Annotated in this window: 25 protein-coding genes, 1 pseudogene and 1 riboswitch; of the genes and pseudogenes, 8 read left to right on the top strand and 18 right to left on the bottom strand. The window is 38.1% G+C overall.

The features are described 5' to 3' along the window. Positions 1-35: 35 nt before the first annotated feature. Both ACFX4X_RS14005 and ACFX4X_RS14010 read right to left on the bottom strand, forming a co-directional pair. A complete protein-coding gene (locus ACFX4X_RS14005; RefSeq protein WP_284471693.1) occupies positions 36-359 on the bottom strand; it encodes a hypothetical protein in 324 nt (107 codons plus the stop codon). Between the two features lie 20 nt (positions 360-379). Beyond that, positions 380-1564 carry a glycosyltransferase family 4 protein gene (locus ACFX4X_RS14010; RefSeq protein ID WP_377384276.1) on the bottom strand — a complete coding sequence of 395 codons (1185 nt, stop codon included), beginning with the start codon at positions 1562-1564 and terminating at the stop codon, positions 380-382. Positions 1565-2169: 605 nt separating this feature from the next. Between ACFX4X_RS14010 and ACFX4X_RS14015 the strand changes: the two genes are divergently transcribed. Further along, complete coding sequence (locus ACFX4X_RS14015; protein WP_377384279.1) at positions 2170-2640, top strand: YncE family protein; 471 nt, start codon at positions 2170-2172, stop codon at positions 2638-2640. Between the two features lie 523 nt (positions 2641-3163). On the opposite strand, the gene ACFX4X_RS14020 is transcribed toward ACFX4X_RS14015, so the two are convergent. From ACFX4X_RS14020 to ACFX4X_RS14055, 8 genes are all read right to left on the bottom strand, one after another. Next, the gene (locus tag ACFX4X_RS14020) at positions 3164-3646 is read right to left on the bottom strand and encodes a GNAT family N-acetyltransferase (protein ID WP_377384282.1); all 483 of its coding nucleotides are present in this window, start codon (positions 3644-3646) and stop codon (positions 3164-3166) included. Between the two features lie 171 nt (positions 3647-3817). After that, positions 3818-4390 carry a YdhK family protein gene (locus ACFX4X_RS14025; protein ID WP_377384285.1) on the bottom strand — a complete coding sequence of 191 codons (573 nt, stop codon included), beginning with the start codon at positions 4388-4390 and terminating at the stop codon, positions 3818-3820. 321 nt (positions 4391-4711) lie between these two features. After that, complete coding sequence (locus tag ACFX4X_RS14030; protein ID WP_377384287.1) at positions 4712-5329, bottom strand: hypothetical protein; 618 nt, start codon at positions 5327-5329, stop codon at positions 4712-4714. A gap of 60 nt (positions 5330-5389) precedes the next feature. Continuing rightward, positions 5390-5626: a hypothetical protein gene (locus ACFX4X_RS14035; protein ID WP_061461780.1), complete on the bottom strand. Its 237-nt coding sequence runs from the start codon at positions 5624-5626 to the stop codon at positions 5390-5392. Between the two features lie 162 nt (positions 5627-5788). Continuing rightward, positions 5789-6553 carry an arylamine N-acetyltransferase family protein gene (locus tag ACFX4X_RS14040; protein ID WP_377384290.1) on the bottom strand — a complete coding sequence of 255 codons (765 nt, stop codon included), beginning with the start codon at positions 6551-6553 and terminating at the stop codon, positions 5789-5791. Positions 6554-6697: 144 nt separating this feature from the next. Then, on the bottom strand, positions 6698-6982 hold the full coding sequence (locus ACFX4X_RS14045; RefSeq protein ID WP_377384293.1) for a zinc-binding dehydrogenase: 285 nt from the start codon (positions 6980-6982) through the stop codon (positions 6698-6700). A 121-nt stretch (positions 6983-7103) separates the two neighbouring features. Then, complete coding sequence (locus tag ACFX4X_RS14050; protein ID WP_377384296.1) at positions 7104-7244, bottom strand: hypothetical protein; 141 nt, start codon at positions 7242-7244, stop codon at positions 7104-7106. A gap of 322 nt (positions 7245-7566) precedes the next feature. Beyond that, positions 7567-8409 (bottom strand): manganese catalase, encoded by an 843-nt coding sequence (locus ACFX4X_RS14055; RefSeq protein ID WP_377384299.1) that lies wholly within the window; start codon positions 8407-8409, stop codon positions 7567-7569. Positions 8410-8709: 300 nt separating this feature from the next. Between ACFX4X_RS14055 and ACFX4X_RS14060 the strand changes: the two genes are divergently transcribed. From ACFX4X_RS14060 to ACFX4X_RS14070, 3 genes and pseudogenes are all read left to right on the top strand, one after another. Further along, positions 8710-9228, top strand: coding sequence for a DUF2243 domain-containing protein (locus tag ACFX4X_RS14060; protein ID WP_377384302.1), 519 nt, complete (start codon positions 8710-8712; stop codon positions 9226-9228). 64 nt (positions 9229-9292) lie between these two features. Next, positions 9293-9983, top strand: a pseudogene (locus ACFX4X_RS14065) (cytochrome c oxidase assembly protein). Positions 9984-10096: 113 nt separating this feature from the next. Beyond that, positions 10097-10462, top strand: a complete 366-nt coding sequence (locus ACFX4X_RS14070) for a carboxymuconolactone decarboxylase family protein (protein WP_377384304.1) — start codon at positions 10097-10099, stop codon at positions 10460-10462. Positions 10463-10533: 71 nt separating this feature from the next. On the opposite strand, the gene ACFX4X_RS14075 is transcribed toward ACFX4X_RS14070, so the two are convergent. After that, positions 10534-11163, bottom strand: coding sequence for a spore coat protein (locus ACFX4X_RS14075; protein ID WP_377384307.1), 630 nt, complete (start codon positions 11161-11163; stop codon positions 10534-10536). A gap of 163 nt (positions 11164-11326) precedes the next feature. Here ACFX4X_RS14075 and ACFX4X_RS14080 point away from each other — a divergent pair, with 163 nt between their 5' ends. Further along, positions 11327-11470, top strand: coding sequence for a hypothetical protein (locus tag ACFX4X_RS14080; RefSeq protein WP_167555965.1), 144 nt, complete (start codon positions 11327-11329; stop codon positions 11468-11470). 91 nt (positions 11471-11561) lie between these two features. Continuing rightward, positions 11562-12071, top strand: coding sequence for a DUF3231 family protein (locus ACFX4X_RS14085; RefSeq protein WP_377384310.1), 510 nt, complete (start codon positions 11562-11564; stop codon positions 12069-12071). 236 nt (positions 12072-12307) lie between these two features. On the opposite strand, the gene thiC is transcribed toward ACFX4X_RS14085, so the two are convergent. From thiC to ACFX4X_RS14100, 3 genes are all read right to left on the bottom strand, one after another. After that, entirely contained in the window at positions 12308-14089 is a 1782-nt protein-coding gene (gene thiC / locus ACFX4X_RS14090) for a phosphomethylpyrimidine synthase ThiC (protein WP_089363509.1), read from the bottom strand. 135 nt (positions 14090-14224) lie between these two features. Continuing rightward, positions 14225-14339: riboswitch (TPP riboswitch) on the bottom strand. 115 nt (positions 14340-14454) lie between these two features. Then, on the bottom strand, positions 14455-15243 hold the full coding sequence (locus ACFX4X_RS14095; RefSeq protein ID WP_089363508.1) for an HAD family hydrolase: 789 nt from the start codon (positions 15241-15243) through the stop codon (positions 14455-14457). 175 nt (positions 15244-15418) lie between these two features. After that, positions 15419-15952: a histidine phosphatase family protein gene (locus ACFX4X_RS14100; protein ID WP_284471704.1), complete on the bottom strand. Its 534-nt coding sequence runs from the start codon at positions 15950-15952 to the stop codon at positions 15419-15421. A gap of 102 nt (positions 15953-16054) precedes the next feature. Between ACFX4X_RS14100 and ACFX4X_RS14105 the strand changes: the two genes are divergently transcribed. After that, positions 16055-16951, top strand: a complete 897-nt coding sequence (locus ACFX4X_RS14105; RefSeq protein ID WP_377384314.1) for a PdaC/SigV domain-containing protein — start codon at positions 16055-16057, stop codon at positions 16949-16951. Positions 16952-17342: 391 nt separating this feature from the next. Here the strand turns inward: ACFX4X_RS14105 and ACFX4X_RS14110 are convergent, their stop codons facing one another. The 3 genes from ACFX4X_RS14110 to ACFX4X_RS14120 all read right to left on the bottom strand — a co-directional run bounded on the left by ACFX4X_RS14110 (position 17343) and on the right by ACFX4X_RS14120 (position 19524). Then, a complete protein-coding gene (locus ACFX4X_RS14110) occupies positions 17343-17801 on the bottom strand; it encodes a hypothetical protein (RefSeq protein ID WP_284471706.1) in 459 nt (152 codons plus the stop codon). A gap of 148 nt (positions 17802-17949) precedes the next feature. Next, on the bottom strand, positions 17950-18171 hold the full coding sequence (locus tag ACFX4X_RS14115) for a hypothetical protein (protein WP_284471707.1): 222 nt from the start codon (positions 18169-18171) through the stop codon (positions 17950-17952). 423 nt (positions 18172-18594) lie between these two features. Next, on the bottom strand, positions 18595-19524 hold the full coding sequence (locus tag ACFX4X_RS14120) for a glycerophosphodiester phosphodiesterase (protein ID WP_377384318.1): 930 nt from the start codon (positions 19522-19524) through the stop codon (positions 18595-18597). A 319-nt stretch (positions 19525-19843) separates the two neighbouring features. Between ACFX4X_RS14120 and ACFX4X_RS14125 the strand changes: the two genes are divergently transcribed. Next, positions 19844-21070, top strand: a complete 1227-nt coding sequence (locus ACFX4X_RS14125; protein WP_377384320.1) for an ATP-binding protein — start codon at positions 19844-19846, stop codon at positions 21068-21070. A 61-nt stretch (positions 21071-21131) separates the two neighbouring features. Here the strand turns inward: ACFX4X_RS14125 and ACFX4X_RS14130 are convergent, their stop codons facing one another. Continuing rightward, positions 21132-21965 (bottom strand): ABC transporter permease, encoded by an 834-nt coding sequence (locus ACFX4X_RS14130; RefSeq protein WP_377384322.1) that lies wholly within the window; start codon positions 21963-21965, stop codon positions 21132-21134. Positions 21966-21985: the final 20 nt, after the last annotated feature.

The raw sequence follows: 21985 nt of genomic DNA on the forward strand, positions 1-21985 counted from the left end.
TTTCACTCCAATGACTGAAATCTGATATGAAAATTTTATTTTTTTATTTGTTCTTTAATAGATGATTTAAGTGCAAGATATTTTAACGTGAATTTCCCTGCATATGTAACGTTGAATTTGTGTTCTAATAACTTAAGTCTCCGTATCTCTTTGTTAAGTTTAATATTTTCTTTTTGGGCTACCTTACTTTTTTCTAATTCTACTCGCAACATATTATTTTCTTTTGTAACGTTCTCAATAATGTTTTGTTTTTCCGTGTTATTGCTCTCTATGAGCTCCAATGTCATCGACATCATGTCTTTCATTTGCAATTCAAGTTCTTCATACATAGTTTTCCAATATTCGTTTCGTCCGTCCATATTGAAAAAACTCCCCTCCATTAACCTTGGATAAGCTCCAATTCTCTTTTAATAACAACATCTACGGCGCATTTATCCCGAATCGACTGCGATGCTTGTTTTGACACTCTTAAAAATACGTCCGAGTTGTAATATAAACGCTCTATTGCATCCGCAATATCGATAGGGGACTCAGGTTTTGTAAGAAGGCCAGAAACGTCGTGTTTAACGAATTCCGGAATTGCAGTGATATCTGTTGAAATCGGCACTAGCCCACTGGACATGGCCTCGCACATTGAAACACCTTGAGAGTCCAAACGGGTTGGGCAAAGGAAAATTCCATACTCCTTATGTAATGCAGCGATTCGCTCTTGAGATATGAAGCCTTTATGGATAGTTACATTCTCAAAATTCCGGATTGGCTCAACGGTTTGGTCGAACAATTTTCCATCACCATAAAAAGCAAATTCCAACTTATCGAAGCATGGTCTCTTTGATAGTTCCAGCACTGCTTTCACCGATAAATCATTTGCATATTTTCGTGAAGCGTATGGCCTGATTGAAAGGACTTTTGTCCGCATTTCAACTGGTTTTTCTACAAAGGCGAACAGATTGTCATCTATTACATTGGGAATGATTACAGAATTTTTCGAGTCCGCTCTCGCGTCACATTCCGCTATATGTTCTTTGAACCATTTGGAAATATGAACAAAGGTAGTATCCAATTCATTCGTTTGATAAAACCAATTCATAAAAGTAAGCTGTTCTACATAATAGTCGTCCGACATTTCAAGTATCTTCCGTAAGCTTTCAGGGCTTTCAAGAAAATTAAACCATCTTCTATGCCATGCCTCGGTTTCAAATCCATGTATCCATGTGATAATCGGTAATTCTGAGCTTGTTTCTTTTATCGCTTGTACCATTTTTGGATTAACAAAATGAATGAGTGCTTTTTTATGTACTTTATGATTTAAGAAAATGCGCAGATGCTGTTCAGTTCCTCGATAAACTGGCACATCTTCATACGTATACTTTTCTGCTTTTTTATAGGCAGGATGCAAAACAAAGACATCAACCTTCAAACCCTCATCCAGATAAGCCTTGACTCTTCGATGGATGAACCCATTCCGATATAACTGCTCTTCATGTGGATAAGCATTCGTAATGATCATATATCTATCTTTTTCACTAAATGTAAGCTCATTTAGATTTATAGATTGCTCCATTTTTGTTCACTCCTACTAGTCAGTCATCTCCAATCAGCCTGCTTACTCATCTGCAAATGAAAGATTTTTAGAAGACTCTTTTCCAATATCTTTTTAAAACCGTTAATCGATTATACCAAGCATGTATTACTGAATATTGACATCAATATAAGAAATCTGTAAATAAAAGTAAAGTTTTCATGAACTTTTATATGTTTTTGTAAAGGAAACATTGTAAACCAGCAAAAATAAAGAAGAACGATTCATTTACCAGAATCGTCCCTCATACATATAAACTATTGTATTTTTTGTGATTACAGTAGGTAGTATTCTGAAGCTATCAATGAGGAAATCACTTAAGATTAATGACATTAGAGAACATTGGCCAATGATACTTATGCAAATATTAACTTGGGAGTGTAGAGCATAAAGCCTATTTCAAAACGAATACACCTTTATAAACTTGTATAAAAAGAATAATGGTTTACACAACACTATTATGTTTTCCAAACTACATTTATATATATGGTGCTATTAAAAAAATCTATAGCTTGTCTATACCATTTTTTAAAAAATTCATACTTTATAAGAAAAGGAATTGTCCAAAAAAGGAGGTGCGACATTACATGATACCCATAGATGATTGTAAATTATTAATTTCATGCTGCAATCATAAAGGTGCTCTTTATTTAGTCCAATTTAAAAACCAAGAATATGAAATAAAAAAGGTTTTAAATGTTGGATGCACAGGTATTACAAAATACGGCAGCTCTTTTGTCGTACTTTCAAATTCTCATGGAATCTTTATTTTGGATGAAAACTTAAAGGTTATAAAGAATAAAACTTTATCTACAGAATTAGATTTACATGGTATAGCAATAGACAATGATAAAGCTTATATTATTGAAACCAAAACTAACTCAATTGGTGTTTATAATTTGGAAAACAATTTGGAAAGAATTGATGAAATTAGATTTTCACCTGAACATGACGATGTTTGCCACGTCAACGATTTGTATATCGTAAATGATAAGTTATATGTATCAATGTTTTCAAATCCTCCAAGGAAAAATTTGCTCTCTTTTGCATTTCCCTAATAAAACAATCCACAAAGGTGTGATTCTAGAATATTCTTTACAGGAAAGAAAAGTGGTTAAGATTTGTTATGATAAATTACTTCAACCTCACAGTGTACTTCATTATGATGATAAAATGTATTATTGTGTTTCAGGTGATTTCATAGTAAAAAGAAATGAGGAAGATATTTTTAAAAGCCTTGGTTATACTCGCGGTTTGGCAGTTAGAAATCAAACGATGTTTATTGGCCAAAGTGAGTAGACAATACCGGTTATATTAAAAAAACATACGAACATATTGCTAGATTGCGGGATTTATGTTCATGATATCTCTACGAAACTTTCATCTTTTATCCATATACCGTCTGAAGAAATTTATGGAATTTTGGTTATTTGATGAACCACATGGATTTTCCCGACGGCTATTGATGTCACTTCGTTGGGGGAGTGGCTTTACATAGCTTGGTGAACTTATGTGAAGCATAACAAACCTATTTCATGACAATAGGTTAATGATACCTACCGGAAGTTATCTAAAGCTCCCTTAATCCAGAGAAAAATGGAAAATAAATTCCTCCCCATCTTCCCCGTTAAATCTGTATCCTTTGTCAACAAATCCAGCTTTTTTATATAAATTTATCGCTGGAATATTCGAATGATGCACCGTTAGAATAATCTCATTTTTATCTGGATGACTTAGTTTGATCATTTCAGGTAAAACTTTTAAAGCCTTAAAAGCTAGCCCCTTTTTCTGATGGCGTGAATCCAAGGAGAATGATTTTAGAAGAATGGCATTCTCATTACTTGTAAACTGATTTCCCGCTTTATCCGTATATAAGGCAAAACAACCAATCAAATCCTCATTTAAATATATGACCATGGGGAGGTTATATTTATCCTTCCTGAAGTCTTCGATAACTTTCAAGGGTAAAGAAGTATAGATTGCTTGTTCTATAGGTAAAGAATAGTTGATCAGTGCTGTATAATCATTTTCCATAAAAGGTCTAATATTTAATCCAGTAACCATACCTACACCACCATTTTTTAAGAACTTATAATTCTATATTAACAGGTACAAATTCACAATCCCTGCCAAACAATAATTTTCAAGAACACATATTCAAAAAAAGGAATGGATTTGTTTGCCATTCCTTTTTTCTTCTTCTGAATTGAAAGCAAGTGCAAATATGATGCTAGATCATTCAGACGCTGATAATTCACTTTCCGTTACCCATTTATGATTCTTCACTTTTTCTCCTCCTGTAGTCGGAGTGAAATCAACCATGTAAACAGTCGTTTTTTCAGCAGATTCAATTTCAGCGACTGCCCCGTTCATCCCTTTCATATGAGAGGCATTTACTGTAACCTCCGCTCCGGGTTCATACGCTTTTTCACCTGCATCTTTGATCTCCTCGTGAATGATCCATTTATGATTTTCCACTTTTTCTCCGCCAGTTGTAGGCGTATACGAAATTGCATAAGCAGTCGTATCATAGGCACCCACTATTGTTGCTTTTGCCCCCTTCATGCTTTCCATATGACCTGATTCGATAATTGCTTGACTTCCAACCTCATAGGTTGGATTTTCTGCAGCTTTTAATCCTTTAGGAACATCTCCTGAGCCAGAATGGTTCATGTCCATTTCACCATGTTGCTTTTCTACTTTATTATCTTTGTTTTGATCACCGCTGTTGGAACAAGCGCCGAGGGCTAAAAGTAGGGCTGTTAATAATGATAAAATGATTGGCATTTTTGTTCTTTTTTTCAACATGGATAAAACCTCCTTTTCGAGTTAAACCCACCTTACCAATTAAATATGCAGAAATTGTGGAGAACACTCGAGATCAAAGAAATGGAGCCAGACATAATTTATAATTAGTCTTCCCCTTATATGAATGTGATCTGATAGCGTTGATCCTACATATCTTATGAGATGGAAAATTAAAGGAAATAAAAAAAAGACGAACTTTTCTATCGCAAATAGAAAAATCGTCTTTCATTTTATTAAGCTAAATTGCTTAGGGTTTTATTTATCCGCAAACGCACAACTTAAATGGCTGACTCGGGACAATTCCATCATCAGTAGGATTAATCACGAGCCCCCTTTTGATTCCTCGATTTTTTGTATGATATGTGAGAGGTTCATAGAAGTTTGCTCTTTATAATCCCTGCCGATGGATTTGAATAACCCTTTCGCTATACTCCTTAATAAGATTTTGGTATGCCCATCCGGGATAATGGAATTATTAGGGAGACTTGATTCAGCTTGCGCCCCACCAATCCTATTAGCTGTTTCCTTTATAAAATCAATGATTTTTATTTCATGGATTTTCCCTTCGATAATGGTTTTATAGATAATTTGATTTCTCCAAAGCTTTAGCTCAATCCTCTGTTTAGAGTAATCGAAGAGGTCTTCGGGAATATCAGCATTGCTTATTTGAATGGAATCTTTTATGGGATACAATTTCGGGTAAGGATTGATTTTCTTTATTAAGGAATGGTCAATGGTGACTTTTTCCCGTTTTATACGAGTATTTTTCGTCTCACATAGAATCAGCATTAACTGACCTGCAATTATATTGTTGAATTCTTCTAATTCAAAGAATTCAACTAGCATTACGCTATATTCCAAAATGGTGATCGCTTCATCGAATTTTCGTTTAGTACCAGCATTTGATCTAGTAAAAACCAACCGATTCTTCCTATCCATACCCTTTTCACCCCTCTGAATTCGAATCTAAAATAGGAAAAACATCCATAATGGATGTTTTTACTTATTAGGTCTGAACTTGATCGACTCCGATTTACGATTACCTTTTTCTCCTGTATATTCAATACTAATTACATTAGCCAAGTTGATATGTTTGCCACCGGCTTGCAGCCACGTCGCATTTTGGATTAATTGCAATTTCAGGATACTATTCGCTTCATCAGAATATTGTTCATTCGTCTCTAACTCTTCTGTCTCACCGTTCACATAATAAAATTTATATTTTGCATTACTCATTTTCATCAGCCTCTTTTCAACTACTAATTCAACAAGGACTGACACTTGTCCTGCTTTCAGCAAAATTAGATTGTCTTTCACATCAATGAAGTCCCGAAAGTGAACATACTAATCATAAAAAGACTGTCAAGCACGCCTTTGATATTCAGACCGTTTCTCTTATCAATCGAAGTGTTGTTTCATTAATTCTTTAAATCGTGTTCCATCTATTTCTTCTTTCGTCACTTTCCCATCGTCCCACTGTGTAAAGGATGTATCAGTTAAAGTGATGTTACCACCGTTTGTAAGACGGGTGATTAATGGATGCTTATTAAATGGCGATTGGGGATTTTCACTGATGATCGTTTGGATCTCATTAAGTTCCACTACATTTTCTACGGGTTTTAAAGAATCGAATGCATACCCAATTTTCCAATCGGGATCTTTATATTTCAGCTTTAATTCAAGGATATGATTCCCATGGTCGGTATTTTCTTTTTTTATCCTGAATTCACCATTTTGGGAAATGACGGTTTCTCCGTTCAACGGAACTGGTTTTAAAGGCAGGTTCCCACCAAATCCAGTATCGATTAAATATATTTGGCCCTCATGTTTCAAAAGAATAGTGACATGTGTCCTTCCTATGGTCATCCACCCTTGTTTATAGATGACACCCCGAACCAAGAATACATCAAAGTCATTTTCCAACAGGAAAAAATAAAGGGCTGTATTCAATTCATAGCATAATCCACCCTCATTCCTCACGAGGACTTTCTTCATGATATTCTCTTTATTGATATCACTCAAATGGGATGCCATGATTGATAAGTTTTCAAAAGGAATGGTTTTCGCTGTCTTATCAAGAATTTCATCTAATTCATCAAATGTCAGCTTCTCATCGTTCTGAAGCCCAATTCTTTTCCTGAATAATGCATTCAATTCATTCATTACGATTCCCCCTTAAGTCCGACACCGATGAAAAGTATCCTGACTCTGTATATATTCATTATACTTTGGCCTTATTTCATTCGCCCCATAATGTTGTTTTCTTTGGCAACCTCCTCCATTCACACACCAAGCAGCTCTCTTTCTTCATTCATTCACCTTTAAGATGATTTTACCTAAGTTCTTATTGGCTTCCATATGTTCATGCGCCCTTTTTATTTCTTCAAAAGGAAAGACATGACCTACGATTGCCCTGATTTCATTTTGGAAGAACAACGGCATGGCCTTTGTAGCGAATTCCGTTAACTCTTTTTTATATTCATCACTTCGGGGAGTTAATAGAGTCCCTTTTAATTGAACTCGTTTTAAGAGAAGTTCCATCAAATTCACCTTCTCGACTACAGTTCCACCTAGAATGCCTATCAGTATCATCTTCCATCAGTCCTTATGCTTTTAAGGTTTTTCTCCCAGTAAGAAGCACCGATGAAATCCAGAATAACAAGCTATCCGGGATATTCATCGCTCTATCAGCTGGCATCACAGCATATTCAGCCTAACCCAATTCTATATTTGCTCCTTCCCCTGTTTCCCCCACATCCCCAGAAACTTCAATCCCTAATATAGGATTGGCCATATAACCGGATTTTCCTTCTCGTGAAACAATATCCGTTCTATTTATTGCAGAGGTTTTCACCTTAATTAAAATTCCCCCTTTTCCGGCATGGGCTTAGAAAAATTTTTGAATAGTAATTGTTCTGCACCACCCGGTTCTTTAACTACTACAGCTTTCATCTATCCCACTCCTTATTATATAAATAGAGACCGCCTTTGATATGGATTGTCTTGAAGTTGGAAACTATGCTACTCCAAAAAATTTCACAAGCAACTATTAAAGTTTTGAGCAACTATATACAGATAATGAAATATGTCCATCATGAAACCGTAACCCTGGTAGAATAAAAAAAGCCGATGTCCCTTTAGGTCCATCAACCTTTTCTTGATGAGTTTTTATCTCTTTATCTATTAAGCGATTGATTTCTATCAAGGTCATTATGCAATTCTGCAGCCGGAACCTTTGGGTTAGGAATCTGCCCTTTTGCAACTGGTTCTGCTACATAAACAAAATCTCCTGTTCCATCTGGGGCACTTCCTGTTGCCCACAGGCCGTCTCCTGATTCATTGCCTTCTGACAAGTTCCAGAATTCGTACGCTTCCGGTTGAGATTCCATTTCCGCTTCAGGAGGGAATGACGCAGGAACGACTACGCCGTTTTTCTCTTCAAGTTCTGCAATGGCCGCCATCCATTGATATTGGTGGTAACGGTCACGGGCTAACATTTTACGGAACGTAGCACGGACCCCTTCATCTTTTGTCATATGATATAAACGGGCCACTTGAAGGCGTCCTTGACTTTCAGCATGCAGATTCGACCGCATGTCCGCTAATAAATTTCCGCTCGCTACAATATAAGATCCGTTCCAGGGAACCCCATTCGAGTTGGTTGGCAGTCCGCCTAGACCGCTTACGAGCAAATGCTGGGGATTGATTCCACCCATGATCGCTGCTATAGCAGGGTCTTTTGCGGCTTCTGCCTGATCTTCCGGAGAAGCGCCATCAAGCAATTGACTAATGAGCGTACAAAGCATTTCTACATGTCCAATTTCCTCTGTACCAATATCCATCAGCATATCTTTATATTTTTCTTCTCCCCGACAGTTAAAACCTTGGAAAAGATATTGCATCATGACAGTCATTTCCCCAAACTGTCCACCTAAAACTTCCTGGATTTGACGGGCCAGCATCGGATCTGGTCGATCTACCTTAACTTCAAATTGCAATTCTTTTTGATGACGAAACATATTAACTCCTCCTTTTATTGTAGTAGGTTTTTTATATAATACGGTTTTTTTTACCCGCTTGCCCATCCTTGAAACATGATTTCAGTTATAACGAACAGGAATTAGAAAAAATTGTTATGTGGTTAAAAAAGATAACTGAACTGAAAGCTAAGGAATATCTAAATTCATGACCGTCTCAATAAATAAGTGTTATTAAAGGTCCATTTCCCCTGTCTATAACCTTACAATACTGGGTAAAGTACAAAGAACCAAATAAAGGAAAAAATACTATATCTAAGAAAACTAAAAGGAGGAAGGAAAATGGATTTCAAGCCCAGAAATCAAAAAGATCAATCTATTTCAAAAATCCGCTATACTTATTCCGCTCGTAATCTATGGTCAGGTTTTCTATTCGGGATCGGACTGGTTGCATTCATCGATGAGGCCATCTTTCATCAGCTATTGCATTGGCATCACTTCTATGACAAGTCCACATCCAATATTGGGCTTGTCTCGGATGGTTTATTTCATGCTCTAAGCTGGTTCGCGACTGTCGGGTCTTTGTTCATGTTCGCTGACCTTCGCCGCCGAAAGGGTTTATGGCTGAAAAGGTGGACAGGGGGAGTATTGCTAGGGGCAGGTTCTTTTCAGTTAGATGACGGTACCATCCAGCACAAGCTCATGCGTCTTCATCAGATCCGTTACAATGTCGATATTCTCCCATACGACTTGATTTGGAACATTGCAGCCACTGTCATGATTTTGATCGGCATTTCCCTTATCATTCGAACTCGGCGCAGCTTACTTAAAATGAAAGCAGAAGGCCGCTATGCACAGTAATGGTCATATTCAAAATGATAATGGAGCTCTCTTTGAATCGATTTTATTAATTCTACCCGCGCTTATTATAGTGATCTATATTGCAGCTGTCGTAATTTCGAGCCGCCGCTATCAAAAATGGCCCTTATACCGTACGTTCTTATGGATCCTTGGCATCATCTGTGCAGCTTCTGCAATCATTGGCCCCATAGACAATCGCGCGCATATGGACTTCACTGCGCATATGGTTGGTCATTTACTGCTTGGAATGATTGCACCCATCCTACTCGTGCTTGCTGCTCCCATTACTCTTGCACTGCGAACACTTGATGTACAATCAGCAAGACGCCTTTCAAAGTTGTTGAAAAGTTGGCCGCTGCGCATTTTAAGTAATCCAACCATTGCTTCCGCGCTAAATATTGGGGGACTCTGGATACTTTATACGACTGGGTTATATGGGTTGATGCATCAAAGTGCCCTTCTACATGCATTAGTGCATTTTCACGTGTTCATAGCGGGTTATCTATTCACTGCGTCTATGATTTATATGGACCCTGCGCCCCACAGGTTCAGCTTCATGTTTCGAGCTATCGTATTTACAATTTCACTGGCCGGCCATGATATCCTTTCTAAATATATTTTTGCCCATCCTCCAAGCGGAAAATGGAGGAATGTTAATGTACTATGCCGGTGATGCCATCGACGTTACACTTATCTGCATCCTATGCTATCAATGGTTCAAAGCCACCCGGCCTAATGGATCACTTGCCTTGTAGGAAGGACGGTTCTATGATTACTTCGGTAAACTCCTGTGTTTCTGTTTAATCGTTCATTGTTTAGCTCATACTAATTTTTGATGAAAAAAATTTAGGATGGAGCTGAATGGAAAATGGAATTTGAAGCTAACAATTCTACTGAAAATGCTCTTCGTGATTATAAAGCTGGAATCGGTGCCTTTACGCATAAAATGCCTGATTTAGCTGAGAAATTCAATTCGTTTACGGAAGAGTGCTTTAAAGAAGGACAATTATCCAAGAAAGAAAAACAGCTTATCGCACTAGGAATAAGCTTATATTCGCAAGATGAATATTGTATTATCTATCATACTAAAGGATGTCTTGATCAAGGCTGTTCCGAACAAGACATTCTTGAAGCCATTGGTGTGACCGCAGCATTTGGCGGAGGAGCCACCATGAGTCAGGCTGTAACCCTCGTCCAGGAATGCATTCAGGAAATAAATCAGATGAAACAATGATAAAGAAGGGATAGGACAATTTGTCCTACCCCTTCTTTCTGTTTGACAAAGGAATCCAAAAACCATGTCATTTAATGACTTATGTTGTTATTTCCTTGTGCGGGTGCATATGAATTCATCATTTGTTGCATATCCTGCTGTGCAAGCTGTGGAACTTGGTAGTAATGATGTTTGTTTTGATATAACGAAATCTCATATGCCATTTCAATGCAGTTCGGAACGGAATCTGCAAACACACGGCGAACCACCGGATTCGTTATTTCAAGCGCTGCCATCGCTTTCATGGATGCTGCAGACTTAACAGCTCCAAGCATCAAGCCTGCAATGCACTCATCTGTAATTTCCGACACGGATTGCAAAGGTTTCTTTGGCTGGGTTGGTGTCAATCCATATATAAAATCATTACCTTGATTCATTTTGTAGCTCTGGGTTGGTTTAGAAGGATCTTGACCCGTTTGGAAGCACTCCAATGAAATATTATATTCATCTTGGATGAACTGATATTGACGATCCAGAATGTCCATCAATTCCTGATCCTGAGCATGCTGACGCAAAAGCATGTAAGTGTTTAAAGTTCCAATCGTTCCCGACAACACTTCATGTACATCGAATACTTCGTGACCACCGTGATTCATTTGTGGGGGAATAGCACCCGTTTGCATGTTCTGGTGTACTTGACCTTGTTGATTTTGATTTTGCATTTTATTTCCCTCCTCGTTTCATCAATGATGTGAACAAGCTTAGTATGTTAAAAACCAACAGGATTATTCAATTTAAACTCTTCCGCCCTACATCATGTTGTCTGTATAAAAAAAGCCTGATGTTCTAAACTATAAACACTTTATATGTATGGGAGGATTTCAAATGACTCATAAATGCTTCTATTGTACTGATGACACGGAAGAAAAAAAAATCCATGTCGTAACATTTCAAGTTACTGACACGGATAGAAATGAAATGCTCTGTGATGAATGTTATCAAGAATGGCTACAAGGAATAAAAGGCTAAATTACCCTCTAACATTTCCAAACATTAACTCATGGATTCAGGATTAGTACAGGGTAACTTAAATGCGTAAAATAGTTCAAGGAGGATGGTTATGGGAATTTTAAGCGGAAACCCAAAAGAAGAGCCTATGCATTACGGAGAGGTATTTGGTACATGGGCATTTCTAACAACAACAAAAGGGTTAATTGCATGTCATCAAACAATGCTCAATCACACTGGTGACAAGGACCTGCATAAATTACTTGTAGAAGTGATAAATCAAGGGAAACAGGAAAATGACCAAATTGAATTATTATTAAAAGAAAATAACGTAGGACTGCCTCCATCACCACCTGAAAGGCCTAAAGCTAATTTAGAGGATATTCCCGTTGGGGCACGTCTTCAAGATCCTGAAATCTCTGCTTCAGTATCAATCGATATTAATGCAGGATTAGTTGCTTGCAGCCAGATCATGGGTCAATGCATCCGCGAAGATATCGCAGTGATGTTCGCACAATTCAATGCAAAAAAAGCAGCATTGGGTGCTCATTTCCTAAGATTAAATTTTGTAATGAAATATCCCCTTAATCATGTTGACTTTATGATTGAATGCCCCACATGATTAAGGGATTAATTCCGATAACGAAAGGACGATTAAGGAATCACTACCATTGCAGACTTTCGATTAAGTAGCACTTTGTACATTGTTGACTATAATCATTTTTTACAAATTCATGATTACAATTCTCCCGAAAAATGTTCAGCTCTCTTTTTAGCTGTTCCAATTGAGTTTCCAACTGTTTCATTTCAACTTTTATCTGGATTACCCGATTCATCGAATTCTCCCTTTCGTCCGAATCATTGATAGATTTCTCCGTCCGTTTTCCTAAATTCATTCGCTTTTTCTTTAAGCCCTTCATCGATTACCGACTCAAAACCCAGGCCCTTTTCTTTTGCCAAATCACGGATGTCCTGGGAGATTCTCATACTGCAGAATTTAGGTCCGCACATTGAACAGAAATGGGCTGTTTTGGCACCTTCAGCCGGAAGAGTTTCGTCGTGATATTCAACCGCCCTTTCAGGGTCGAGAGAAAGATTGAACTGATCTCTCCAACGAAATTCGAATCTAGCCTTCGAAAGGGCATCATCCCGTTTTTGTGCATCCTTATGGCCCTTTGCAAGGTCAGCTGCGTGGGCTGCAATTTTATAAGTAATGACCCCTACTCGAACATCCTCTTTATTCGGAAGTCCCAAATGCTCTTTCGGTGTCACATAACATAACATGGCAGTTCCAAACCATCCAATCATTGCAGCACCAATCGCAGAAGTAATATGATCGTATCCAGGAGCTATATCCGTTGTTAAAGGTCCTAAGGTATAGAATGGAGCTTCTTGACAGACTTCCAGCTGCTTATCCATATTTTCTTTAATCAAATGCATCGGTACGTGACCGGGTCCTTCCACCATGACTTGAACATCGTGCTTCCAAGCAATCTTCGTCAGTTCCCCCAGTGTTTCCAATTCAGCAAATTGCGCCTCATCGTTTGCATCTGCAATGGATCCAGGACGGAGGCCGTCACCTAATGAGAAAGAAACATCATATGCCTTCATGATTTCACAAATCTCTTCAAAGTGAGTATAGAGGAAGCTTTCTTGGTGGTGGGCCAAGCACCATTGTGCCATGATGGACCCCCCTCGTGAAACAATTCCCGTAACTCGCTTTGCTGTTAAAGGGATGTACCGCAAAAGCACACCAGCGTGTATGGTGAAGTAATCGACACCTTGCTCGGCCTGCTCGATTAATGTATCCCGAAAAACTTCCCAATTTAAATCTTCCGCGACTCCATTCACTTTTTCCAATGCTTGATATATTGGAACCGTCCCAACTGGCACTGGTGAATTCCTGATAATCCATTCCCGGGTCGTGTGAATATTCTTTCCGGTGGATAAATCCATTATGTTGTCGGCTCCCCAACGTGTAGCCCAAGTCATTTTCTCCACTTCATCTTCGATCGATGAACTAACAGCTGAGTTTCCTATATTCGCATTTATTTTCACATGAAAATTACGTCCGATGATCATTGGCTCACTTTCAGGATGGTTAATATTTGCCGGAATGATCGCCCTACCGCTAGCTACCTCTTCTCTTACAAACTCAGGGGCAACATTTTCCCTGATTGAAATGAACTCCATTTCTGGGGTGATGATACCTTTACGGGCATAATGAAGCTGGGTTACGTTTTTCCCTTTCATTGCGCGCAATGGCTTTCTTTTCAATCCCGGAAAAATTTCAGCTTTGGATTGTGACTCCACTTTTTTATACCCATTATCTTCGGGTTTTATTTCACGTCCTTCATACTCTTCAACGTCTTCACGTTCCAAGACCCAATTGCGTCTAATCGGGGCAAGGCCTTTATGAATATCAATGGGATATTCTGAATCCGTATATGAACCGCTTGTGTCATAAACCCGCAAAGGCGGATTCTCCTCTTCGCCGAATGCACCTGTAGTGGGACTTAGTTTAATTTCACGCATAGGTACTTTAATATCAGGTCTCGATCCCTCAACATACACTTTTTTACTCCCGGCAAAACTGGACATAATTGAAACGTTCATGTCATTTACTGAATTACTCATCATGATTTCATTTCTCCTTTTTAAGTTCATTTAAAAAGGACAAAATCCAATCCATTTCGCACGAAAAAACCGGATCTCATATTTAAGACCCGGCTAACGTTAGTATGACTACAGAAATGACCAAATGAAATGTCATTGTTTAGTAGATTCTAACTTCCCCACGCTGGTATGAACCAGATCAGGTCCTGAGGGTTAAGAAGCATAAGCGCTTCTCTCTCAGCCCAACTGTTATTGGACACCCCTAGTCTGAATAATTTAATTGATTACAGGGTAACTATATATCACCCTTTTCATTCTGTATATAATTTGAAAGTCCTAATACTTTAGGTCACTCTCTCCAAATTCGTTACTTGGAGAAGGATCACCAATTAATTTTCCAGGCTCTCAAGGATTGGGAAAAGCTCCTCTAAATGCTTGATTTCATAGGTTGGAAGCACTTCATTCCGTTCCTTATCATGGCGATTTATCCAAACCGACTTTATACCTACCCGTGATGCTCCAAGGATATCCGTCATTAAATTATCGCCGACCATCAATACTTCATCCTTATCAAGTTCCATGATCTCCAAAGCATGCTCAAAAATGGAGGCATCCGGTTTACCTCGTCCAAAAGCTCCAGAAATGACGATTTGATCGAAATAAGGAACTAGTTCAGGTGTAATTTCAAGTTTAGTATTTTGGAGTTCAGGAGAACCGTTTGTCAACAATAGCATTTTGTACTTCCCTTTTAATTCATCTAACACACGGAATGATTCTTCATAAATAAATGGCTTTTTACGTCTCTCTGCAGGGAAACGTTCTGCCAGTTCGAGCCCAAATGCCGGGTCATCGATCCCTAATGCCTTCAAGCCTCTCGTCCATGCTTCTTTCCGATAATTTGGTGCAATCACGGCCATCTTCCGGAATTCATCATGATCATCCTGAAAATTTCCCCACAGTCCTTCAAATGGGTTGATTCCGATCATTTGTGTAAATCCATAGGTATCGTAAGAAGAATAAAGCTCACGCGCTTCCTTCCGAACCGCTTCTTCAAACTCGTCGACATTTAAATCATATTTCTCCTTAGCCACTTCACATGTGGCCACAAAAGCCTCTTTTACACTTTTCTGATCCCATAGTAATGTATCATCTAAATCAAAAAAAACTGCCTTCACCAAATTGTCCAACCTCTTTCCCTATTATTGAATTCGTAAAAATTACACTATTACAATAATAAACCACAACCAACGGAAAAAGAATAACTAATCGGAAAAGGCCTGCATCTTTCTTAAGCAAAATGTTCAATATACCAGACTTACCTTCTATGGCGGGAAACCCTATATTTTTGACTTATCATCTTTCGAATACATACAGCTTTCCATTACCGGCAATCTTGAATTTTGGACCGGTGAACCCCCGTCGGATCAGCTCTTTCCTCATATAAACCATTAGGGCGGCATGACTCACGATCAGAACATCCCTTTCCCCCTTTGCAAAAACTTCATCCAATACTTTATTGATCCTTCGTTCGGCGATCTTAATTTCCGCCCTTGTCTCCTTGTTGAACAGCGAGCAGCAGCGAATCCAGATGGCCCAAAGGATGAACGGCAGCTTCACCTTCCCTTTGAGAGGGGGAGAAGGTATTTCCCGCAGCTCCTCCATCCGATGAACCGTACCTGGATAAATATGTTCCGCTGTCTTGACAGCTCTCGACATATCACTGCAATAACATTCCTGCCATTCCTCCACGCCAAGTAAAGTCGTTCCATAAATAATATCCGCTGCATCATAGTCCACAAACCATTGCTTCATATCATCCGCCGTCACAGATTTCCCAGTAGGGAATTCATGTGCCACCTTAAAATGCCGTACTAAACCAATTTTCATTTCTTTCTCCTCTTTAGCTTTTGAATTATAAAATTAACTTTCTATTTGATCCACCAACTTATATAATAGGTAATGTAAAAATTATACAAAGGTGGTAATTGAATGCTATCCAAGAATTTCACTAAGATTTTCCTTGCTGTCGCATTAACTTTTACATGCATCTCTTTTTTACTGATAAAAATCGACTTTGTCTCCGCAGCCACTACAGAAAACGCAACGGTAAACACGAAGAATTCCCCTTTATCTGTTAGAAGTGGTCCCGGCACCAGCTATAAAAAAGTAGGATCGTTGGAGAAAGGGAAAGCCGTAACCGTTTATTCGAAAACAAAATCCGGCTGGTCGGAAATTCGGTACAATGGAAAAAAAGCCTATGTATCTACTAAATATTTAAAATTTAGCAATGTGAAGATAACCAAGAAAAAGTATAAAAATATTAGTGACTTGTCGTATCCGCAAGTATCAGGACTAAAAAATAAAGCAGCTCAGGATAAAATTAATCAGGTGTTAACTAAGCATGCCAAGGATGCCTATTCCTTTTATCTGCAAGCAAAAAAGGATAGGGAAAAAGATAAAAATGAGGAATGGTGCAAAGAATCCCCATACACTTGCCAGTATAGTTACAGTATTTCGTATAAAGTGAAATTCAACCAGGATGAAAAGCTAAGCATTCTTATTGACGATTACTCCTATAGCGGTGGAGCTCATGGAATGGGATACACAACATCCTATAATTTTAAAGTGTCTTCCGGTAAACAGGTGAAAATCAGTGAAATCCTCACATCCAAAGTGAAATATACGAAGGTGCAGAAATATGCTTTTGACTACATGAGGAAAAGAGATAGTTTTTATGTTAAAAAACAGAGCGATGTTCCCGTCAATAAGGATTCACAGTTCTATTATACAAATGGGGGGATCTATCTCGTATTCCAGGAATATGAAGTAGCTCCTTATGCATTTGGCCGCCCTGCAGTAAAAATCCCAAGTAAGGTTTATAAATAATTTCGTGGCACAGGGGCTAACTCCTGTGCTTTTTTAGTGCCTTACATTCAATATATCTAACAAATGATGAAAAATATAGAACCATATTTCACAGTCTGATGCGATTTCATTCATACTTACCATCGCATTCAAAAAAGTGGATTTTTTTAATAATAGATATTTGATGGGAATATGTTTTTAACCAATGCCGAACTTACTTTTATCTGATGTAAACATAATGCGAAGATGTTCTTAGTTAAAGGACGAGAATAAGGAGTGTATAGGGTTTACCTGATATGGATAGATGGGACCGAATACGAAGAAAGAAGGCTTGTTATGCTAACCAAAACAGCTTTAATATGATCCAAGAATAATGAAAATAGAGAAGGCTTTTTACCTTCTCCATTTTTTTTTACTTCAAAAATTGGAGTTCAGTAATCGTGCATCTTTTCCTGAATTTATATTTTCCGCTCAAATCACTGAATTGATAATCATTGAGGGCTTTTTCCAGCTGTTCTTTTAGCATATCCTCCGTGATGGATACACCCACCACATCTTTCCAGTTTTCTTTTCCGATTAACTCTTCGAATGGAATGGTAGTTAGGACTTCATCATAAATCTGGATGCTTTGATCGATGCCGAAGCTGCCATATATACTGCCATTTTCATCAGCAAAAATATGCTCCGATTCCAGTTCTTCCACAAATACTTCTAGATATTCCTTTGACTTGACAGGCTTGATGGCAATCTCTGCTTCCGCCCTTACAGGCCCAAATCTCTTATCGACGATTTCTATCGTCATTTGGACGTGAAAGGAAGGGTACATTACCTCAATCCCATCACAAAGTTCCGCTGCCGAATTAAATACCATCTGAACACCCTCCTTTTATTTACTATCATTATATAATATAATACTTCATTGCCTTACTAATAACCCTTATTCAAGATCACTTAGCATCTTTGCTTTTTTGAAGATCAACTCATCTTTTTCCCTATCATAATAATAGATTTTGAATGTTTCATCTCCGCTTAAATCTGTACTGCCAGTCAACACGCCAAAAAGTCCATTTCCCATCGACCATATTGGAATAACTGGCCTGAGGATACACATTATACCCTCCATCATTCATAGGATCAATCGTCACATTCCCGGATCCACCTGAAACAAAAGCAACGATAATAGTCAAGAAAATCAGTGTAATCCTGATATTCTTCAGTTCACGCGCATAATGATCATTCATCTTTTTTCACCTTTTTTATACGATATCCATAATATAACAATAATTTCAATCTATTTGTGTCCCTAATAAAAAAGCCCATGCAGATCGATGCATTGTTTTTTAAAATCACCTTCCCATTAGGAGTTTAGCACCAATCAATGAATTCATCTTCGTGACCATAAAAGATTTGATAAGCTTCATCCTTTTGCTGAAATTTCGGATCTTCTACTTGTTTTACCTATATGTCTTTTGCACCTTGAAAAGTTACAGCCTTCATAATCAACCTCCTAAGGTATTCTTGATATAACCGCCAACAAAGTTTACTAAGCCTATGAACACTTAATTCTCCCAAGGATTAATTGCCCTTCATTAAGTTGAATCCGGTTCATATAAAAAAAGCCCCGGAAAACCGGGGCTCACCTATGAAACACCTATTTAGTAACCTTATAAATTCACATTGTCATTGTGCTTTTCATGCTTATACTCTCTAAGAACCTCGTTAAATACATCGGGATAATTCGTAAACAGCCCCGTTGCACCCCATTCTAGAGCTTTTTTCATGTCCGCTCTTTCATTTACTGTATAGGGATGGAATTGAAGGTCATGATTTCGAACCATCTTCACATATTGTCCGTCCACCTTATTGAAGTTCGGACCCACTCCAATGGCATATTCATTAATGGATTCCAATTCTTCATCAGAAATGGTTGCTTGGTTCTTATAAGAAAAAAGCTGCACAAGCGGTAAATTTGGATTCATGTCATGAACCTTCAAAAGGCTTTCTTGACTGAACGATTGTATAAGTACATTTTTGGTACGGCCTTTTGAATCCACCATTTTATTTTCTTTCAGAACTTGCAGAAGTTCTTCTTCCATTCCTGGATATACATCAGGAGACTTTGTTTCAATATAGTAATTGGCCTGCCTGCCGAATTTCATAAAGACTTCTTCAAGAGTGGGTACCGTTACCCCTTCATATTTCTTTTTTGCCAATTGCGGATATTTTTCATTGAACCATGTACCGGCATCGAGTTTTTTGATTTCTGCCAGAGTTAAGTCTTTCACTAGACCTGTACCATTCGTTGTACGATCCACCTTTTCATCATGCATCGCTATCAATCTTCCATCCTTTGTCATCTGAAGATCGATTTCTATGTAGTCGCCTTTCATTTGTTCTCCCAATTGATATGCGGGTATGGTATGTTCAGGAGCATAACCGGAAGCTCCTCGATGTGCGATATTCACAATTTTCTTCTCATAAATAGATGAATTCGAATGATCTTCATTTGCTGCTGAGGTCCCCATGGAAGTAGCCTGCAATATAAAAGCCGCACTCATCATGCATAAACCGAATTTCTTTATATTCGTTTTCATTTTCCCCTATCCCCTTCCTATTATTACCACCATTTTAGAAGGGGAATGTGAATCTACAGCAAATATAGTGTAAAGAAATAATATATTAGTTAAAATGGGTAAAAACCCCCATGAAACAAATTACTTGCAAGTCCTTCGTGTAGTTCGTTATGCTCAATCCAATTCCATGAACCCATTCCATTCGCCTCCCCATCATCCATATCTGCTTGATCTGGAAGGATTTGTTACATATGTTGACAAGATCTATTTTTTTCTGATTTACAAAAAACTAGTATCAGATTACTATTAAACAAACAGAATATTTATATTAAGGGGAATTATGTTAAAAAATTATCAATATTATCAAAACAAACACCGATTTATACTGAAGGCATTCATGGCAATGATATCCTTTTTACTATTAGTTGGGATTTCCATATCACCTATAAGTTGGAAAGATAACCCCTACGATATGACATTTCAGGTCATTTTAATATCGGGGATGATAATCTCTCTGTTGTTTTTCTTAAAAACAGAAGTCAATTTCTATAAAACCCTATTCATTTCTTTAATTACTGTTTATATATATAGCAAATTCTGGATTTTTCCAGATACCGCAATTATGCTGGCTTTTTTTGCTATAGCACCCTTGATTCCCATTTTTCTCTTTGATAAAATCGGATTTTATATTGTCGCCGCTTTAAATATCATATTAGGTCCTGCTTCCATCTTGATCATTTCGCAAACGGATCTTAAATACACTTATGAGTATGTTTCTTTGGATAGTTTCGGCAATACGATTAATTTCATCGCTATACAAATCATATTGGTATTTGTGTTCATAGGAACCAACAATAGGATGGAATCCACTAATGCATTCCATAAGGAGATCCAACAGGCCAAGCAATTGAACTCAGTCGGTCAGCTAGCAGCCACCATTGCACATGAGATACGAAATCCCATTACAGTCGTGAAGGGGTTTGCCCAGTTATTAGATCAAGAGAAGGAACTGAATGAGACGGAAAAATTTTATGTGCAGACCATGCTTACAGAACTTGAATATACACAAGTGATAATCAATGACTATTTGTCTTTGGCAAAACCGCAAACGGATAATATTCAGGTCATTCCTTTAAATTATGAAATCCAAAAGATTTCCGATCTATTATCCAGTTTCGCCAATAATCGAAACATAGGCTTTCAACTTGATTTCCGTGATGACCTACAAATCAATATGAATCCGATCGAGCTTAAACAGATACTGGTCAATATCATGAAAAATGGAATTGAGTCGATGAACAATCCCGGTTTCATCAAGGTGGAAACAGAGAAGGAACGCACTATGGCAAAAATCCGAATAACGGATACAGGAATAGGTCTTTCCAAAGAACAGCTTGAAATACTCGGCACCCCATTCTATTCGCTTAAAGATAGGGGAACTGGTATCGGCCTGACCGTTTGTTATTCCATCGTTCAAAAATACAAAGGGAAAATCGTGGTGCAGAGCGAATTGAACAAAGGAACATCCTTCACTATTTATTTGCCCTTACATAGAGAAATAGATTAAACATACATTACCAAACAAGAAAAAGGATGACCTCCCAAAACCGGGCGGTCATCCTTTTCAATTAGGCTTTAAAACTATCTTGCCATTTCAGTAAATGATTTTCTAATAAGCGGACAAACGAATCGGAGATTTTGCCAGCGAGGGCAAAAATGATGATGCCTACGAATACGACGTCCGTTTGCATGAATGAACGGGCATCCTGGATCATGAAGCCCACTCCTCTATCCGCACCCAATAATTCAGCTACGACCAGGCACATCCAAGCAGCACTTAAGGCTAAACGGATACCAAGCAATATGTTCGGTAAAGCTGCCGGAATCATCAGCTTCGTTATTTGCTCCAGACGGCCAAACTCTAAGATTCGGGCAACATCGTATAGTTTTTTATCCACATTCCGAAGGCCCAAAAAGGTTTGTAAATATAGAGGAAAAAAAGCACCTAAAGCAATAAGCAGCACTTTGGATAGTTCACCAAACCCGAACCACATAATGAATAAAGGGGTAATCGCAAGTAATGGAACTGTTCGTAACATTTGAATGCTTGGGTTAAGATATTCTTCGGATTTTTTTTGCATGCCAACGATGACTCCTAGCAATAAGCCTAAAAAACCACCTAATGCAAAGCCAAGAAGAGCCCGCGTTAAACTGATTTGTAAATGCATGCCCATTTCCCCTGACTGAACGAGATCAATGAAAGTCGTGACGATCAATAAAGGTGATGAGAATAATTGGGCAGGCAGGATGCCAACCGAACCTAATGATTGCCATGCAATCAACACGACAACGGGAAGGAACGAACCCCGCAATGCTGATTTGGCAAGTTTGGATTGTTTTTTCGTTTTCCTTATGACAAGCGGCTTGTTTTGAGCAACGGTCTCTGTAGACATATTTTTCATCCTTCCTTTTTTCAAAAATT

It is taken from the genome of Peribacillus sp. YIM B13481 (assembly GCF_042787985.1).
In the GTDB taxonomy this organism is placed as follows: Bacteria; Bacillota; Bacilli; order Bacillales; family DSM-1321; genus Peribacillus; species Peribacillus simplex_A.

What these genes read in the sequence shown, in the direction of transcription:
- ACFX4X_RS14070 (WP_377384304.1), top strand. Translation starts at nt 10,097, where the DNA reads ATGGAATTTGAAGCTAACAATTCTACTGAAAATGCTCTTCGTGATTAT.
- ACFX4X_RS14110 (WP_284471706.1), bottom strand. Translation starts at nt 17,801, where the DNA reads ATGGTATTTAATTCGGCAGCGGAACTTTGTGATGGGATTGAGGTAATG.
- ACFX4X_RS14115 (WP_284471707.1), bottom strand. Translation starts at nt 18,171, where the DNA reads ATGAATGATCATTATGCGCGTGAACTGAAGAATATCAGGATTACACTG.
- ACFX4X_RS14015 (WP_377384279.1), top strand. Translation starts at nt 2,170, where the DNA reads ATGATACCCATAGATGATTGTAAATTATTAATTTCATGCTGCAATCAT.
- ACFX4X_RS14060 (WP_377384302.1), top strand. Translation starts at nt 8,710, where the DNA reads ATGGATTTCAAGCCCAGAAATCAAAAAGATCAATCTATTTCAAAAATC.
- ACFX4X_RS14120 (WP_377384318.1), bottom strand. Translation starts at nt 19,524, where the DNA reads ATGAAAACGAATATAAAGAAATTCGGTTTATGCATGATGAGTGCGGCT.
- ACFX4X_RS14075 (WP_377384307.1), bottom strand. Translation starts at nt 11,163, where the DNA reads ATGCAAAATCAAAATCAACAAGGTCAAGTACACCAGAACATGCAAACG.
- ACFX4X_RS14080 (WP_167555965.1), top strand. Translation starts at nt 11,327, where the DNA reads ATGACTCATAAATGCTTCTATTGTACTGATGACACGGAAGAAAAAAAA.
- ACFX4X_RS14025 (WP_377384285.1), bottom strand. Translation starts at nt 4,390, where the DNA reads ATGTTGAAAAAAAGAACAAAAATGCCAATCATTTTATCATTATTAACA.
- ACFX4X_RS14125 (WP_377384320.1), top strand. Translation starts at nt 19,844, where the DNA reads ATGTTAAAAAATTATCAATATTATCAAAACAAACACCGATTTATACTG.
- thiC (WP_089363509.1), bottom strand. Translation starts at nt 14,089, where the DNA reads ATGATGAGTAATTCAGTAAATGACATGAACGTTTCAATTATGTCCAGT.
- ACFX4X_RS14040 (WP_377384290.1), bottom strand. Translation starts at nt 6,553, where the DNA reads ATGAATGAATTGAATGCATTATTCAGGAAAAGAATTGGGCTTCAGAAC.
- ACFX4X_RS14130 (WP_377384322.1), bottom strand. Translation starts at nt 21,965, where the DNA reads ATGAAAAATATGTCTACAGAGACCGTTGCTCAAAACAAGCCGCTTGTC.
- ACFX4X_RS14085 (WP_377384310.1), top strand. Translation starts at nt 11,562, where the DNA reads ATGGGAATTTTAAGCGGAAACCCAAAAGAAGAGCCTATGCATTACGGA.
- ACFX4X_RS14010 (WP_377384276.1), bottom strand. Translation starts at nt 1,564, where the DNA reads ATGGAGCAATCTATAAATCTAAATGAGCTTACATTTAGTGAAAAAGAT.
- ACFX4X_RS14005 (WP_284471693.1), bottom strand. Translation starts at nt 359, where the DNA reads ATGGACGGACGAAACGAATATTGGAAAACTATGTATGAAGAACTTGAA.
- ACFX4X_RS14055 (WP_377384299.1), bottom strand. Translation starts at nt 8,409, where the DNA reads ATGTTTCGTCATCAAAAAGAATTGCAATTTGAAGTTAAGGTAGATCGA.
- ACFX4X_RS14020 (WP_377384282.1), bottom strand. Translation starts at nt 3,646, where the DNA reads ATGGTTACTGGATTAAATATTAGACCTTTTATGGAAAATGATTATACA.
- ACFX4X_RS14035 (WP_061461780.1), bottom strand. Translation starts at nt 5,626, where the DNA reads ATGAGTAATGCAAAATATAAATTTTATTATGTGAACGGTGAGACAGAA.
- ACFX4X_RS14045 (WP_377384293.1), bottom strand. Translation starts at nt 6,982, where the DNA reads ATGATACTGATAGGCATTCTAGGTGGAACTGTAGTCGAGAAGGTGAAT.
- ACFX4X_RS14030 (WP_377384287.1), bottom strand. Translation starts at nt 5,329, where the DNA reads ATGGATAGGAAGAATCGGTTGGTTTTTACTAGATCAAATGCTGGTACT.
- ACFX4X_RS14105 (WP_377384314.1), top strand. Translation starts at nt 16,055, where the DNA reads ATGCTATCCAAGAATTTCACTAAGATTTTCCTTGCTGTCGCATTAACT.
- ACFX4X_RS14100 (WP_284471704.1), bottom strand. Translation starts at nt 15,952, where the DNA reads ATGAAAATTGGTTTAGTACGGCATTTTAAGGTGGCACATGAATTCCCT.